Consider the following 16,590-nt stretch of genomic DNA (forward strand, 5'->3'; position numbering starts at 1 on the left):
TATAATACCTTGTCTATCCTGAAATTTCCTTATAAGCCAACCAAGCCATCAGCCCTGCTCCTATTTCAAGAGCATCTTCATCAATATCGAAAGTAGGTGTATGTACTCCTGAAATGATTCCTTTTGCTTCATTTCGAGTACCTAATCTATAAAAACAGGCATCTGTAATTTGCGAATAGTATGCAAAATCCTCAGCAGCCATCCAAATATCCAAATCTACTACATTTTCTTCTCCAAGATATTCAATAGCTCCTTGTTTTGCTTTTTGTGTAAGTTCTGGATTGTTTTTCAAAAAAGGGTAGCCTCTTCTTACTTCAAATTCACAACGTCCTCCCATTGCTTCTGCAATTCCTTCTGCTATTTTTACCATTTTTTGATGAGCTTCACCTCTCCATTTTTCGTCTAATGTACGAAAAGTACCTTCAATATATACTTCATTAGGAATAATATTGGTTGCTCCATTGGCTATAACTTTCCCAAATGAAAGCACAGAAGGAATTTTAGGCGAGGCACTTCTGCTAACTACTTGCTGTAAAGCCACAATAATATGCGAAGTTATCAAAACGGGGTCAATACAGTTTTCAGGCATAGCACCATGCCCTCCTTTTCCGATTACTCTGATATACAACTCATCAGCACTAGCCATATACATACCTTCTCGAAACCCTACTTTTCCTACAGGCAAAAGGGGCATCACATGCTGTCCTAAAATGCTTTTCGGTTTAGGATTCTCTAAAACTCCTTCTTTTATCATTAAAGAAGCCCCACCAGGGACTTTTTCTTCTCCAAGCTGAAAAATACAACGAACTGTTCCTTCAAAAGTGTCTTTTAAATTTTGTAAAATTTTACAAGCTCCAAGTAATGATGCTGTATGAACATCATGTCCACAAGCATGCATTACTCCTTCATTTTTAGATTTGTAAGAAACATTATTTTGCTCTACAATGGGCAAAGCATCTATATCTGCTCTGAGGGCTATGGTTTTCGATTCTGGATTTTTGCCTTTGATATGAGCTACAAGCCCTGTTCCTGCAATACCCGACTGAAAATCTATTTGATATTCTGTTAGTTTTGAGGCTATAAATTTGGCTGTTTCAAATTCTTGATAAGATAGCTCAGGATGAGCGTGTAAGTGTCTTCTATTTGCCCTGATTTCTTCAAAATATTCTTTAGATAGAGCTTTGATTTGTTGTTGTATCATGAATAAAACTTTCAAAATTGAATAGAGTTTCAAATTTAGTTTTTTTCTATAACAACATGATTCTTTTTAGAAAAGTTTTCACAAAAAAGAAGCCCTTGAATATTCAAGGGCTTCTTTACATTTTACTGCTTTACAATCTTTTGTGTAAATTCTTTTTCTTGTGTTATCACTTTAAAAATATACATATCCTTTGCTTCTCCATTCAAAATATATTCTTTTTTCCAAAGCAAAGTATTTTTCTCAAATGTGTTTTTCAAAACTACTCTGCCTATGGCATCATAAATCATAATTTCTACACTTCCCAAATACCTTCCTTGTAGAGTCAATTCAACTTTATCTCTAAAAGGATTTGGGCTAATTTGTAATTGTAAATCTTTGGGAGCTATATAAAAAGTACGTTCTATGGGCGTAGCAGGATTGTAAATATTGTTACCTGCTTGACTTGCTTTGATAGTTACAAAACCCAAAGCATTTAAAGTTACATTCTCTCCTGAAAGTGTTGCATTACCAGAAACCAATTCGAATGTAACAGGAAGTTCACTGGTAGATGTTGCTTGTAAATCAAAATTGCCTTCTGTGATGATTTTATCTTCAATTTGTTCAAAATTAATAGTTTGGTCTCTTTTAATCACAGAAAAGGTCTGCTCAACAGAAATTGCAGGGTTAAAATAGTAATTCCCTGTTTGAGAAGCTCTTACTGTAATTGTACCATTTTGATTAAAATTCAAGGTGTTTCCAGAAAGTGTAGCATTTCCTGAAACAAGGCTAAAAGTAATGGGTAAATTTCTATTGGAACTTGCTATTAAAGTTACAGAGGTTTCATCTACAAATTTGGTTGTGATAGGGTTAAATGTAATAACCTGATTCCCTTTGTTTACTGTAATTGTAAAGTTAGTGCTTGTATTTCCTCCTCTCCCATCATTGGCAGTAATGGTAATAATTGTTGTATTTATATCACTTGGATTGAAAGAAACCTGATTTCCCGTTCTATCCATCACAACTACTCCCACAGGGTTTGCATCAAGGGCGTAAGTCATTGCATTTCCATCAGGATCTGTGAAAAGTGCTGCTAAATCATTTATTACAAAGGGATTTTCCGCATAAATAAGAGTTTGATTACTAATACCTTGAACTACTACTGGAGGGCGATTGATAACTATCTGAAAAGACTGGCTTCTTTTACAGCCTGCCAAATCTGTAGCCTCTACAGTAACATTGGTTGTTCCTGCTCCAATAATATTAAGGGTTAGAATATTTCCTAAAACAGAAGGGTTTACAATCCCTGATATACTTGTAGAAGCTGTATAAGTCATCGTTTGTCCTTCAGGGTCAGTGAATGCTCCCACCAAATTAATAGTTGGGCTACCATCTGAAATTTGATAAAGTTTATCGGCAATTGCAGTGCCAATATTAGGAATTTGATTAATTATAATAGTTTTAGAAATTGCCGAACCAGCTCTTGCTAACTGACGACTGTAAGGTGTGCAAGTAATTGTACGAGTAGGGGCACTTGCATTCCAAGTAACTGAAATAGAGTTTTTATAAGCATAATTGGATGTATTGATTGTGCCACCCACTACTTGCCAATCAAAATAAAAATCTGAATTGAGATTCAGCATATAAGTTTGAGTAAGGTCGTTACTGCAAACAGTTGCATTTCCATTTAAGATAGTTGCAAGTGGTTTTAAACGAAAATCATAAAAAAAGTCACTTCCTCTTGGAGCTATATCTGTATATAAATTAGAGCCATCAAAATGCACACCATGCCCACGATTGGTATATGGATAAAATGTTTTTGGAGCATTTACATTTCCAGCTCTTGTATTTAGAAGACTTCCACCATAAACGGTTGGCAAGTTAATCCCTGGAATCCAACTAAAATCTCCAAAAGGCTCTCCAGAAGTGTAAGGTATTACATTATCATCTGAACTATGAAAATATACCCCAGCCATATCACCTGAACCTTCAATATAATTAACATCTCCCAATGCCCCAGCAAAACCCATAGCAGCATTTGCTTTCCCACTTACTGCATTTCCATTTGCATCTATTTTGTTATCTCCTATTGCATCCAAACTGCCTAAATCTGGTCTTCCTAAATAGTTGCGAGTTGAGGCTGGTCTTTCAGAATCTTTATCCAAATAAATATTATGCAATGCCACAAACCCACCTGCACTATGTCCTGCTATATATATTTGGTTAGGATCTATCTTATAGGTATTTGCATTATTTCTAAAAAACCGTACAGCCGAACGTCCATCTTGTAAACCTCTATAAACAGCTCTTTTTGCCAATTCATCATTTGTAATATTCATTCCTAAGCGATAATCTATAGTTGCTGTAACAAAACCTCTTCTTGCAAAAGCCTGACACAATTGTATCATACTGGCTTCAGTTTTACTGCCTGTTACAAAACCACCACCAAAACAAAATATCACTACTGGTCGTTTAGTTAGTGTGTCAGAAGTGCTATTGGGCTGATAAATATTCATTTGGAGATTTACTGTCACATTTCCATAAGAATCCTCATTGGCTGTTTGAAGTCCAAACAAACTTGTTGTTTCTACATGTGGAATATTTGTGCTAAAAGTTACATTATTAGTGATTGTAAGTTGTGCATTGGTAAATAACTCTGTTTTATAACGATTTGGTAATGACTGAGCTATCATAAACATAGGTATAGCCATACACCATAATAATAATTGTATATTTTTTTTCATAAGTATTCTTAATTTTTGCGATTTAAATAACTATTTAATGGATTTATTTAGATATTTTTTACTAAACTATAAGTTTACTTTCATACAAAAATAGATATTTTTATTACATTTATTCATATTGTTTCTCAAAAAAGTTATATTTTCGTACAAAATTTAAATTTCTAATGAAAAAGTTTATTACTCTATTTTTTTTATTTTTTCTTGCATTTTTTAATGTAGTAGCCCAAGTTTCAAAACCTAAATTGGTTGTAGGTATTGTCATTGACCAAATGCGTTATGATTTTCTGTACAGATATTATGATGATTATTCAGATAGAGGCTTTAAAAGGCTCATGAAAGAAGGTTTTACTTGCCATAATAACAACTATCATTATGCTACAACCTATACAGGTCCTGGACATGCTGCTATTTATACTGGGTCTATTCCTGCAATCAACGGTATTGTAGGCAATGAGTGGTACGAACTTTCAGGTAAAATGATGTACGTGGCAGAAGATACTACTGTAACTAGTGTAGGTACTACTGCAAAAGCAGGACAGATGTCACCTCGTAACATGCTTACTTCAACTATTACTGACCAACTCAGGCTTTCAAATAATTTTCAGTCAAAAGTGATTGGAGTAGCTATGAAAGATAGAGGAGCAATTCTACCCGCAGGACACACAGCTAATGGAGCTTATTGGTACGAATGGGAAACTGGCAAATGGATTACAAGTTCATTTTACACTCAGAAACTTCCTTCTTGGGTAGAATCTTTCAATAATTCTGGCAGAGCTAAACAACTTGTAAATACCACTTGGCAAACACTCAAGCAGATAGAAACTTATAAAGCATCTGAAACAGATAATCAATCTTATGAAAGACCTCTTACAGGTGAGACGAATCCTACATTTCCTCATAAAATTAACTCCTTCAACACACTAGGACATACACCTTTTGGTAATACTTTTACAAAAGAGTTTGCTCTAGAAGCTTTTAGAAAAGAGGGTTTAGGAAAAGGGAATTTTACTGATTTTTTGTGTGTAAGCTTCTCATCTCCTGATATTGGAGGACATGCTTTTGGTCCATTTTCTATAGAAACACAAGATATGTATTTACGCTTGGATTTAGAAATTGCAGATATGTTGGAAACCTTTGATAAAGAGTTAGGAAAAGGCAACTACTTGGTTTTCTTAACAGCTGATCATGGTGTAGCTGATATTCCAGCTTTTTCTAAGAAGTATAAAATACCCGCAGGAAATAATCCAAGAGGCTATCATTTAATACTTATTAACGATGCTTTAAAAAAGAAGTTTGGAGAAGGCAACTGGGTTAAATATATAGAAAATGAACAGCTTTATTTAAATCATGAGCTTTTAAGACAAAAAAATATTACCATAAAACAAATTTATGATGAAGTTCGGTATGTTTTTCTATCTCAAAAGGAAGTTTATACAACTGTAAATCTTTGGGATAATGAAATTGATAATACTTTACCTAATTATTACGCCTCTTTGGTGAAAAATATCTATCATCCCAAAAGAAGTGGAGATATTCTAGTAATTCTTAAGCCCAATTGGGTAGAAGGTTTTGAGAAAGGAGGTACTTCTCATGGTACACCTTATGCCTATGATACTCACGTACCATTATTGTGGTATGGTTGGGGCATTAATAAAGGAGAAACATATAAAAAAACACATATTGCAGATATTGCAGCTACATTAGCATCTTTACTTCATATTTTAGAGCCCAATGGCTGTATCGGTAATCCAATTGTAGAAATATTAGAAAAGAAATAATTTTATTTTTAAGCAACGCTTATTATGTCTATATTATTTGATGATTTTAAAGGCTGGAAACAATATTGTATAGAAAATACTATACCATTGTATAAACCTGTTTTAGAATATGAACAAGAACAAAAAGGTAGAACAGAAGCAGAGATATGGCAACATATGCAAAATGCTTATCAAGTAATGTGTAATGCTATCCAAACGGGGCTTACAGAAGACATGACCTCACGCTCAGGAATGGTAAACAATGGAGCAAAGAAGGTTTTTAACTTCCCCATTGCAGTTTTATCACCTGAATTCCAAAAACTTATTAGCAGAGCCATTGCTGCCAAAGAGGTAAATTCTTGCATGGGGCGTATTGTAGCAGCTCCTACGGCAGGTGCTTCAGGGATTTTACCAGGCATTTTATTTACTCTACAAGAGTTACACAATTTATCCAATGAAAAAATCATGGAAGGTTTGCTCGTTGCAGCAGGTATTGCCCTAATTATAGAACGAAATGCTGGTATTGCTGGAGCAGTTGGTGGTTGTCAAGCAGAAACAGGCTCAGCAGCAGCGATGGGGGCTGGAGCTATCGTATATTGCCTTGGTGGCACAATAAATCAAGTTTTTAATGCCGTAGCTATTACTATTCAGTGTACTTTGGGCTTAGTTTGTGATCCTGTTGCAGGTTTGGTTGAAGTTCCATGTATAGTTAGAAATGCAAGTGGTGTAGCCATTGCTTATTCATCAGCTCAAATTGCTTTAGCAGATATGGATTCTGTTATCCCCGTAGATGAATGTGTACAGGCTATGGGCGAAATTGGACAAAGTATGGAAGCTCGTTACAAAGAAACCGCTCTTGGAGGATTAGCTGCCACCCTTACTGGAAAAAAAATAGCTCAAAAGGTTCTAATTCAAGATATTGAAATTTTACCTGACGAAACTCCACAATAACATTCATTATTTTTTGTAAAAAAATAAAATATTATTAATATTGGTTAAATAATCAACACCTGAATGCTGTTTTATAGGCTATTTCTATCTTTTTTTGTTACTTTTTTATTTGCTTCAAACATTCTTGCTCAAAACTATAAAGTTTCTCAGAGCTGGAGTGATATTTTGGCTAAAAAAGAAGGTGATGTAGAAGTTGTATGGACAGGTTTAGAACCTTTCATTTATCAAGATAAAAATGGCGTTTTAAAAGGTATAGAAGTAGACTTATTACGTGAGTTTTTCTCATTTTTAGAAAAAAAATATAAAGTCAAAATTCGTGTTCGTTGGCGAGAAGTTTCTTTATTTTCAGAAGTAGAGCCCATAATTCGTAGTAAATCAGGATGCTATTTTGGGGCATCTGCCATTTCTATTACAGAAGATCGAAAAAGAGCTGTGGATTTCACAGCTTCATATATGCCTGATATTTCTGTTCTCATTTCTCATGCAAATGTTCCTATTTTTGTAAATAAAGAAGATTTTAGCAATTATAAAACTCCTCTAGTAGGCTTTACTGCAAGAGGAAGCACCTATGATTTGGATTTAAAAGCTTTAAAATTAGATACAAAAAATGACTTTACAGTTAAATATATTGAAGGAACTGATGATTTAGTAGAGATTATTCATAACACACCTAACTCTATTGGTTATATGGATTTTCCTATCTATTTGAAATATTATGAAAAAGGATATCGAATCAAAAGGCAATTTATTTTCAAAAATATTAGAGATGGTTATGCCTTTATTTTACCCAAAAATCATGATTGGCAAGACCCAATCAATACCTTTTTTAAAAGCTCTTACTTTAAAACTTTAAAACAAGATATCCTTCGTAAGCACATTGGTAATGAAAACTTAGCTCTCCTATGGGATTTATCTGGTGGGGATGAACTCAAAATTTTCAAAAAAGAGTATGGCTTGCAAGATAAAAATACTATTAAACAAATTGTAGAAGAAGAAAAGAGAAAAAACCTTTTTACTATTTCTATTATTACATCTATTGCAGTTTTTTTATTCTTACTTATCATTTTTGGGATTTTGTACTATCGTTATAAAATTCGAGATAAAGCAAACAAAGTGCTTACACTCAAAAATGAAGAAATTAATCAGCAGAAAGCAGAAATAGAAGCTCAGAGAGATTATATTGAGCAGAAAAACAAAGAAATAAGCAATGCTCTTGAGCAAATTCAGAAACAAAAAGAACAACTCGAAGAAGTAAATCAGAGTAAAGACCGTTTTTTTTCTATTATTGCTCATGATTTACGCAGCCCTATCAATTCTCTTCTTGGTTTTACCAACCTGCTCTCCAATTATGCAGATGCAATGACAACCACTGAAGTCAAAAAAATCTCTAATGACTTGAACAAATCTTTACAAAATGTTTTACAACTCATTGAAGATTTGCTTACTTGGGCAAGAAGTCAGATGAATAAAGTTGATTTTAAGCCCGAAAATGTTTCCATTAATCAAATTATCAAAGATGATTTAGAATTATCGACTATTCTCTTTGATAAAAAAGAAATTCTTTTGAAAACAGATATAGAACCTCAACTTTATGCGTTTGCAGATGGAGATCATGTAAAATTTGTTCTTAGAAACCTTATTACCAATGCCTTAAAATTCACTAATAGAAATGGAGAAGTTTGTATAAAAGCCTTTAACAAAGAGAAATTTGTACAAATAGATGTTAGAGATAATGGTGTAGGAATGCCTCCAGAAGTGAGAGATAAATTATTTAAAATGGATACTGTAAAAAGTACTACAGGTACAGATAATGAAAAAGGTACAGGGCTTGGACTTTTATTGTGTAAAGAGTTTATCAAGAAAAATGGTGGTGATATTTGGGTTGAAAGTAAAGAGAATGAAGGTAGTTGTTTTTCTTTTACACTCATGAAAACAGAGAATTTGTAATTATCACTTATCAATGATAAAAACAAACAAAGACAATTTTATATTAGACTCTCTTGGAAGAACAAGTTTATTCTATGCAGTAGAAGCTAATGATATGAAATTGGTGAGAAGTATTATTTTTAGTGAATCTGGTGTAGGTATGTCTTGTTCTCGGCTACTTTTATTACAGATTCAAGATAAATCTGGGTTAAAAGCTTATGATTTAGCTATTCAGCATGACTTTCAGGAAATTGCAAACCTTCTTGAATATGAAGAATCAAGAATGCTTTGGTTTGAGTAATTATTTTTGTTTCTTTCTTTTAAAAAAACTCCCTCCTATTGTAAACTCCGCAGACTCAGCAGTGGCCGCATGAGATTTCAAAAATAAACCTGTCCAAACATTTTTATGCCAATAGTATTTGAGTCCATAACGTTGATAGAATGGCATATCAGCAATAGCAGTAAACTGTTTATATACATATATGCCAAGCTGAATATTGAATGACATTTTTCCAAAACTAATTTCATCTCCTATTACTATGCTCATACGCCTATAATCAGGTCTGGAAGAACTATCAGCATACTTTTTTTCTATTTGATATTTAATTCCATCATTCCAAGAAATATCCACACCACCAAGCAAACGATGTGTTTGGCTTAAATCCTTACCTACATATATTCCAACATTGATTACCTGATGTTTATATGGCTGATTTACTTCCGCCTCTATCAGACTACCTGCTAAAGCTGTTTGCAAATGCCACTTTCTTGAAAATATTGTATTGGTTGCTGGAGTATATATTATTTTTTCAGGGTGAAAAGTATAAGATGCTCCAATACTAGTAGTAACAATGTTTATACCTGCATTTGGAAGCTTGTAAGCTCCATTAGAATAATGTGTGAGTTGTAAAGCTGTTTTTAATTGCCAATTTTTATCTATCATATAATTCCAAAACCAACCCATTTGCATCACATAACTCCATCTATTACTGAGTACATTATTTGTAAAATTATTTTGAATATCAAATGGATTTGTAGAATACACTAAACCTGTTCCTATTTTTAGTTCTGCATTACTTTTCTTTTTTTTATATAATGGGAACAAAAAATTGCTTGTAAGGGCTATGGTTTTGCCTATTACATCATTACGAAAATCGAAATATGTAAGAGCAAATGAAGTTTTAGGATGATTAAATTTTTTCATCCAAGTTTCATTTCCTAAATGATATTTATTAAAGTACAGTGTTGTAGCAAGTGGACGTGTTTGTAAGTGCCCTATTTTTACTGAATGCTTGATAACAAATCCATAATCTTGTAAAACACCTATATCAAAAGGTTTCTGGGCATGAGTTTTGTTACAAAATGCTATTATAATAGCTATACATACAATATATTTGATTTTCATAACTTGATTTCTATGCTCAAAATTAAGAAAAAAGTGTGGGTACTTGCAATTTATTTTGCATGTTTCATTTTTAGTATAAATGCTCAAAATGCTAAAGAACTTTTACAAAAAGCCAAAGAAGCTCTCGACAAAAATCAAATACAAGAATGTATTGCACTCTCCAAACAAGTTATAGAACTGAAATACAATATTTCTGAAGCTTATATAACAATGGGGCTTGCTCATTATGCTTTCTCTGAATACGATAAAGCCATTGATGCTTATACAAAAGCTATTGAATTGGATAAACAATATAAAGATGCCTATTACAATAGAGGCGTGGCTTATTATTGGCTCTCTAAAAATACACAAGCACTCTCCGACTTTAAAAAAGCCATTGAATTAGATAAAAAAGATGCCCGAACTTATACAGCTTTAGGCGTATTATATACAAAACTTGCTGAAAACGAGAAAGACAAAAAATACACACAAATGGCTCAAGATAGTTATCTACAAGCCATTTCTGCCAATTCGAGTTATCCCTCAGCTTATTACAATTTAGCATTACTCGAAAGTGAAAAGCATCCTAAAAAAGCATTAGAACACCTCAATACATATATTTCTCTAAAGAAAGATGCTGATGGTTTCTTATTAAGAGGCATGATTTACAATGATTTAAAAAAATTCAAAGAAGCTATTTTAGACTTTGATGAAGCTCTTAAACTAAAAAACTACGATCCACAAATATATTCAGAAAAAGCGTGGGCTCTTCTTAAAACTTCTAACACCCAAGAAGCTTGTAAAAATTGGAAAAAAGCACAGGAATTGGGTAGTACAGAGGTTTCTGAATACTTAACTCAATACTGTAAATAACAAACTGCATCAGTGTTGCAAAAGTTGGCACCGTTTTTGTAAAGTTCATTATTTCCTTTATAATGCTCCCAGCTAAGCATTATAAACTCTTATACTATCCGCTATAAAATTTTTGAAAACCTATGAACTTACAAGATTTCTGCTACCAACCTCATGTGGGGTTTGAGGGGCGTAACCAACAGTATGGAGCATACGAGCTTCGTAAAAAGTATTCTAAAAATCTAAGTACCACGCTTTTGGTAGTGGTGTTTAGTAGTGCAACCCTTTTTGCAGCACCGATTATTAAGAGGGCTTTTTTACCTAAGGAAGAAGTAGTTAAACAAATTGATACTTCTATTGAGCCTACCACTACTCCCATTGACATTCTTCCTAAAGAGCCTGAGATTGAAAAACCGAAGGTTACTACAATTGTTATCCCTCCTATTCAACAACCACCTGTAAATCAAGAAGTATTTCAAGTAATTGAAATTAAAGACCACAAAATTGACAAGAAGCTCACAACAAATGAAGAATTAGAAGATAAAAATACTGCTATATCCAATAAAAAACAAGATGGTGATGGAGCTGTTAATAAACCTGAAGAAACCATCACAGATGTAAAAGGTAAACTAATGGAAGGGACAGGTACAGAGAAAGAAGATAATGAAGTAAAAGAACCTTTTATGTTAGCTCAAGATGCAGCTTTTGAGGGTGGTATCAATGAGTTTAGAAAGCAATTACAGAAACAAATTGTTTATCCATCTTTAGCTCGTAAAAAAGGCACAGAAGGAACTGTACATTTACAATTTGTAGTTGAAAAAGATGGTAGTATTTCTAATATCAGCGTTTTGAAAGGTATTGGAGATGGTTGTGATGAAGAATCTGTAAGAGCTTTAGAGAAAATCACGAAGCGTTGGGCATCAGGTAAAGATGCAAAAGGCAAGTCTGTTCGTGTCAGAAAAACCATTCCTATCAAATTTGCTCTCAATCAATAATTTTACTCATAATTTTTTCAAAAAGCCCTATGCAATTTGATAGGGCTTTTATTTTTTGTATTATTGTGAACAATTCCCAAAATAATCTATGCAATTACACGAAAAAGTAAACTTAATATTTGGCACGTTTATGGTAGTAATATTCCTAATGGTTGGGGTATTACTCATTGTATTTCATAATTTTTTTGAAAAACCCGATTTAGCAACTTTATTAGGTTGGGCAACGATTGGATATGGTATTATTCGTTTAACACGTGTTTATAGCTTATACAAAACTTGGAGAAGAGAAACCCAAAAACGCTAAATTTTTAGTTATTTTTTTATATGTTTACGCTTTCAAAACACAAACTATGATTTATAGATTAGCTGCAATTTGTTTCTTTTTAGCTTTATATGCTTGTAATTCCAATACAGAAAATAATTATGAGACAAAAAAGTACGATACACCGACTAGTGGAAGCATTACGGTGGCTGTAGATGAAGCTTTTTTACCTATTATTCAACAAGAAGCAAAAGTTTTTGAAAATGAATATGACAAGACAAAAATCAATATTGTAGTTTTACCTGAAGACAAAGCTATTCAGCTCATGCTTCGTGATAGTATAGATGCTGTCATTGTGGGCAGAGATTTGAACAGCCAAGAGAAAAAAGAGATTGAAAGGCAAAAAACAGTTGTTCGTTCTTGGGTACAAGCTTATGATGGTGTTGCAATAGTAGTACATCCTGAATCTACTGATACTACTTGGACTATTGAGCAACTTAAAGATTTGTTTTCAGGAAAAATAAAAAACTGGAAAGATGTGAAAGCGGGCAATGCCGATGCTGAAATTTCTATTATTTTGGATAATGCAAACTCCAGCAATTACAACTATACTTCTACCAAATTAGAAGTTAGTGATATTTCCAAATTAAAGATTTATGCTGCCAAGTCGAATAAAACGGTTATCGAAAAAGTAAGTAAAGATAAAAATAGCATAGGCTTGGTTGGATATGGTTGGCTCAGTAACAGTGATATAGAAACTGAGAAACTCAAGTCTTCTGTAAAAGTTGTAGCCATTGCCAATATACAGCCCTCACAAGTTTCATTGCTAGAGAATACTTATCCATTTAAAAGAGAATGTTATAGTTTGGTAAAAAATGGAAGAATGGGTTTGGCATTTGCATTTGCGAGTTATATCAATCAGGAAATTGGACAAAGAATTATACTAAAATCAGGTATTTTACCCGCAAAAATTCCAGCGAGAGAAATCGAAATCTTGAAAAAATAAATACCAAACAAAAATTTCTTATATAACTTTATTTAGACTTAAACGATTATTAATTGATTAAAAAAATGAGAAAACAAATTTTATCTATTTTGATGTTTGTGGGTGTAGTAGCACAAGCACAGAATATCCAGCAAGGGCTAAAGTCTATGGATATGGAACAATATAGTTCTGCTCAGAAAACTTTTGAGGATTTGGTAAAGAGCAAGCCTACAGCCGAAAATTATTACTATTTAGGATATTTTTATGCTAAAAGAGAAAATGCAGAGCTTGCGAAAGCAAATTTTGAAAAAGGTTTGGCATCAGACAAAAAGAATCTTTTGAACCAAGTTGGTTTGGGCGAAGTAAAATTGATGCAAGGTGATAAAGCAGGTGCAAAAGCCTTATTTGATGATGCTATGAGCAAATCGAAAAACAAAAACCATGACATTTTATACAGAATAGGGGAATCTTATATTGCTCATGAAGGCAGTAAAGATGCTAATGAGGCTGTTCGTATTTTGGAAATGGCTATTAAATTAAAAGATGCAACTCCAGATACTTATACAGCTCTTGCAGACGCTTATGTAGCTACTCAAAAAGCTGAAAATGGAAAAGAAGCTTCTAAAAACTATAGCTTTGCAATTAATAGAAGTGCTGGCAAGAGTGGTAAGCCCTCTGCAAAACAAGCTGAATTACGTTTGTTAGTACCCAATCCTGATTATACTGATGTATTGAAAGAATACAAAGAATCTATGCGTCTTGACCCAAGCTATACCCCTATTTATCGTAAAATTGGTGAATTATATCAAAAAGCTGATAAATTGGATAGTGCTATTGTGTATTATGAGCGTTATATGGAGCGTTCGGAGCGTAGTGAGGAAGTTCGTTATCGTTATGCAGTATTTTTATATCAAACTAAAAAATACGAAAAATCTCTTTCTGAACTAAAAGCTTTAGAAGGAAAAGTAAAATACCCAGAATATTATCGTTGGTTGGCTTATGCTCAACAAAAAAATGGTATGAACCAAGAAGCTAAAGCTAACTTAGATAAATTCATGGCTTCTAATCCTAAAGCTACTTTTGCTGGTGATTATGAGTGTTATGCAAACATTGCCTTTGGATTAAAAAACCAAGATGATGCATTTTCTAATTTACGCAAAGCTTCTGATAAAGAACAAGATAATGAAAAAAGTGTAGCTTATATTGAGCGTATTGCTGATACTTTGAGTAATCAATCAAAATATAAAGAAGTAGCTGATACTTATGATGAAATTGTAAGTAAATACAAAGGGACTAAGAAAAAATATACTTATCAGTTGTATGCTGGTTACTACCGTACATTCTCTAAAGAATATGACAAAGCTGATGAAGGTTTAGCAAAAGCTATTGCTATTGCTCCTGAAGAAGCAAATGCATACCTTTTTAGAGGTGATAATAAAGTTGCCAAAAACGCAAAAGATGCTGCTGAAAAAGCTGAAGCCAAAGAATATTACGATAAATATCTTGAAATAACAGACAAACTCATTGCAGAAGCCAAAGACAAAGAAAAAATGGCAAATAGATTGAAAGATAACAGAGCAAAAGTTTACAGATATTATGGAAATTATTTCATTGGCAAAAAAGATTTGCCTAAAGCAAAAGAATATGCACAGAAGATTTTGGATACTAAAACCAGTAAAACTGATTATGTAAAGTATGCAGAAGATATGTTAAAATTACAAGCTATTCCAACAACAAACAATACACCAAAACAAACACCTAAAACAGGTGGTACTACAAAAAAGCCTAACTAATTTTCTATAAAACAACAAAATGATACCTTTGTCAGTTATTTGGCAAAGGTATTTTTTTGCTTTACATTTGTATTTTTTGTACTCAATCATGAAAAAAATCATAGTATATCTCACTTTCAGCATTTTATTTTCTTGTGGAAATTCTTCCGAAGAGCTTTTAGAAAAAGGTAGAAACCTAATGAAAGAACAACGCCCCGAAGAGGCTATCCAGTTTTTAAACAAAGCTATTGAAAAAGATTCAAAAAATGCCGAAGCCTTTAATGCTCGTGGTGTAGCTCTTTTTGAACTTGGCAAGTACAATGATGCCATGCTAGACTACTCTCAGGCTATTGAACTTACTCCAAATAATTATAAACCTTATTTCAATAGAGCAGAACTCAAAAAAACACTTAAGCAAATGCCTGAAGCTCTTAAAGATTATAATGAGGCTATCAAGCTATCCCCTAAAACTGCTGATTTATATCTCAATAGAGGAGTTTTACAATATAACCTTAATAATTTAGGACAAGCCATACAAGATTTTAGGCAGGCTTGCGTTCTTAATCCAAAAGATAAAAAAGCTTTTTATAATTTAGGAAATGTTTGTTTTGAAAAAGGAGATGATGCATCTTTGAAGGAAGCTGAAACAAATTTCAGAAAAGCTCTTGAGTTAGATAAAAAATATTCAGAAGCTTACTTAAATTTAGGACAAGTACTTATTCGTATGAACAAGCCCGAAGATGCATGTAAAAACTTAGAAGAAGCCGAAAAACTGGGAAATACAGAAGCTAAAGAGTTAAAAACAACTATTTGTAAATAATACACACAAAACCAATCATCATACGCTATGAGTTCTATTCTGAGTGTTAGAAATGTAAGCAAACAATATGCAAACCATAAAGCTTTAGACAATGTAAGTTTGGATGTTCCAAGCAATAAAATTTTTGGTTTATTGGGACCAAATGGAGCAGGAAAAACCACCCTTATCCGAACTATTACCCAAATCATCAGCTTAGATATGGGCGAAGTGTATTTTGATGGACAAAAATTAACACCTGAGCATGTAAACCAAATGGGATACCTTCCCGAAGAACGTGGTTTGTATAAAAAAATGAAAGTTGGTGAACAACTTATTTATTTAGCTCAACTTAAAGGTTTGAGTGCTCAAGAAGCCCGAAAGAGAATCTTATATTGGGTAGAACGTTTAGATATGAAAGGTTGGGCAGAAAAAAATATTGAAGACCTATCTAAAGGAATGCAACAAAAAGTTCAGTTTGTAGCAACTGTACTACATGAACCCAAATTTTTGATATTAGATGAGCCTTTTTCTGGCTTTGATCCTGTAAATGCAGAAATTATCAAAAATGAAATTCTTGAACTGAAAAAGAAAGGCATTACTATTTTATTTTCTACACACCGAATGGAATCCGTAGAAGAACTTTGTGATCATATTGCCCTTATTGATCGTTCCAAGAAAATTTTAGACGGCAAAACCAAAGAAATAAAGAATCAATACAAAAGCAATACCTATAAAATTTCTTATAGTGGCAACTTACAAACTTTGCCTCAAGGTATGAATATCATCAATCATCATGAGCATGAGGATGGCACAAGAGATGCTTTGATAGGCTTGGATGCACCTATTAAATCCAACGATTTATTGGCTCATTTAATCAATCAGGTAGAAATTCATATTTTCCAAGAAAATATACCCACAATGAACGATATTTTCATTAAATTGGTGGGTGGTTTGCCTCAGGAGGCAGAAGCTAAGGCTTAAAAATC

General features: G+C 33.1%; 12 protein-coding genes and 1 pseudogene. 10 read left to right on the forward strand and 3 right to left on the reverse strand.

All coding sequences use genetic code 11. The features are described from left to right. Positions 1–13: 13 nt before the first annotated feature. Together AD998_00420 and AD998_00425 are read right to left on the reverse strand one after the other, a co-directional pair. Positions 14–1,201 (reverse strand): N-acyl-L-amino acid amidohydrolase, encoded by a 1,188-nt coding sequence (locus tag AD998_00420; protein ID KOY87991.1) that lies wholly within the window; start codon positions 1,199–1,201, stop codon positions 14–16. Positions 1,202–1,323: 122 nt separating this feature from the next. Beyond that, complete coding sequence (locus AD998_00425; protein ID KOY84815.1) at positions 1,324–3,921, reverse strand: hypothetical protein; 2,598 nt, start codon at positions 3,919–3,921, stop codon at positions 1,324–1,326. A 176-nt stretch (positions 3,922–4,097) separates the two neighbouring features. Between AD998_00425 and AD998_00430 the strand changes: the two genes are divergently transcribed. The 4 genes and pseudogenes from AD998_00430 to AD998_00445 all read left to right on the forward strand — a co-directional run bounded on the left by AD998_00430 (position 4,098) and on the right by AD998_00445 (position 8,856). Then, on the forward strand, positions 4,098–5,699 hold the full coding sequence (locus AD998_00430; protein ID KOY87992.1) for a nucleotide pyrophosphatase: 1,602 nt from the start codon (positions 4,098–4,100) through the stop codon (positions 5,697–5,699). A gap of 24 nt (positions 5,700–5,723) precedes the next feature. Further along, positions 5,724–6,629, forward strand: a complete 906-nt coding sequence (locus AD998_00435) for a serine dehydratase (GenBank protein ID KOY84816.1) — start codon at positions 5,724–5,726, stop codon at positions 6,627–6,629. Between the two features lie 1,116 nt (positions 6,630–7,745). Continuing rightward, positions 7,746–8,576: pseudogene (locus AD998_00440) on the forward strand (hypothetical protein). Between the two features lie 13 nt (positions 8,577–8,589). After that, complete coding sequence (locus AD998_00445) at positions 8,590–8,856, forward strand: hypothetical protein (GenBank protein ID KOY84817.1); 267 nt, start codon at positions 8,590–8,592, stop codon at positions 8,854–8,856. Here the strand turns inward: AD998_00445 and AD998_00450 are convergent, their stop codons facing one another. Then, positions 8,857–9,960 (reverse strand): hypothetical protein, encoded by a 1,104-nt coding sequence (locus tag AD998_00450; protein KOY84818.1) that lies wholly within the window; start codon positions 9,958–9,960, stop codon positions 8,857–8,859. It lies immediately after the preceding gene. Here AD998_00450 and AD998_00455 point away from each other — a divergent pair. The 6 genes from AD998_00455 to AD998_00480 all read left to right on the forward strand — a co-directional run bounded on the left by AD998_00455 (position 9,901) and on the right by AD998_00480 (position 16,585). Beyond that, a complete protein-coding gene (locus tag AD998_00455; GenBank protein KOY84819.1) occupies positions 9,901–10,812 on the forward strand; it encodes a hypothetical protein in 912 nt (303 codons plus the stop codon). The two genes, AD998_00450 and AD998_00455, sit on opposite strands and share 60 nt — an antisense overlap. 122 nt (positions 10,813–10,934) lie before the next feature. After that, positions 10,935–11,786, forward strand: a complete 852-nt coding sequence (locus AD998_00460) for a hypothetical protein (protein KOY84820.1) — start codon at positions 10,935–10,937, stop codon at positions 11,784–11,786. A 350-nt stretch (positions 11,787–12,136) separates the two neighbouring features. Continuing rightward, positions 12,137–13,054: a hypothetical protein gene (locus tag AD998_00465; GenBank protein KOY84821.1), complete on the forward strand. Its 918-nt coding sequence runs from the start codon at positions 12,137–12,139 to the stop codon at positions 13,052–13,054. 65 nt (positions 13,055–13,119) lie between these two features. After that, entirely contained in the window at positions 13,120–14,826 is a 1,707-nt protein-coding gene (locus AD998_00470) for a hypothetical protein (protein KOY84822.1), read from the forward strand. Between the two features lie 88 nt (positions 14,827–14,914). Then, entirely contained in the window at positions 14,915–15,625 is a 711-nt protein-coding gene (locus AD998_00475; protein KOY87993.1) for a hypothetical protein, read from the forward strand. A 27-nt stretch (positions 15,626–15,652) separates the two neighbouring features. Next, the gene (locus AD998_00480; protein ID KOY84823.1) at positions 15,653–16,585 is read left to right on the forward strand and encodes an ABC transporter ATP-binding protein; all 933 of its coding nucleotides are present in this window, start codon (positions 15,653–15,655) and stop codon (positions 16,583–16,585) included. The last annotated feature ends 5 nt before the right edge of the window (positions 16,586–16,590 follow it).

The organism is bacterium 336/3 (assembly GCA_001281695.1).
Classification (GTDB): domain Bacteria; phylum Bacteroidota; class Bacteroidia; order Cytophagales; family Thermonemataceae; genus Raineya.

Bases quoted from the DNA above. Each gene is read 5' to 3' on its own strand.
- AD998_00475 (KOY87993.1), top strand. From the start codon at position 14,915: ATGAAAAAAATCATAGTATATCTCACTTTCAGCATTTTATTTTCTTGT.
- AD998_00445 (KOY84817.1), top strand. From the start codon at position 8,590: ATGATAAAAACAAACAAAGACAATTTTATATTAGACTCTCTTGGAAGA.
- AD998_00465 (KOY84821.1), top strand. From the start codon at position 12,137: ATGATTTATAGATTAGCTGCAATTTGTTTCTTTTTAGCTTTATATGCT.
- AD998_00425 (KOY84815.1), bottom strand. From the start codon at position 3,921: ATGAAAAAAAATATACAATTATTATTATGGTGTATGGCTATACCTATG.
- AD998_00455 (KOY84819.1), top strand. From the start codon at position 9,901: ATGAGTTTTGTTACAAAATGCTATTATAATAGCTATACATACAATATA.
- AD998_00480 (KOY84823.1), top strand. From the start codon at position 15,653: ATGAGTTCTATTCTGAGTGTTAGAAATGTAAGCAAACAATATGCAAAC.
- AD998_00435 (KOY84816.1), top strand. From the start codon at position 5,724: ATGTCTATATTATTTGATGATTTTAAAGGCTGGAAACAATATTGTATA.
- AD998_00450 (KOY84818.1), bottom strand. From the start codon at position 9,960: ATGAAAATCAAATATATTGTATGTATAGCTATTATAATAGCATTTTGT.
- AD998_00420 (KOY87991.1), bottom strand. From the start codon at position 1,201: ATGATACAACAACAAATCAAAGCTCTATCTAAAGAATATTTTGAAGAA.
- AD998_00460 (KOY84820.1), top strand. From the start codon at position 10,935: ATGAACTTACAAGATTTCTGCTACCAACCTCATGTGGGGTTTGAGGGG.
- AD998_00470 (KOY84822.1), top strand. From the start codon at position 13,120: ATGAGAAAACAAATTTTATCTATTTTGATGTTTGTGGGTGTAGTAGCA.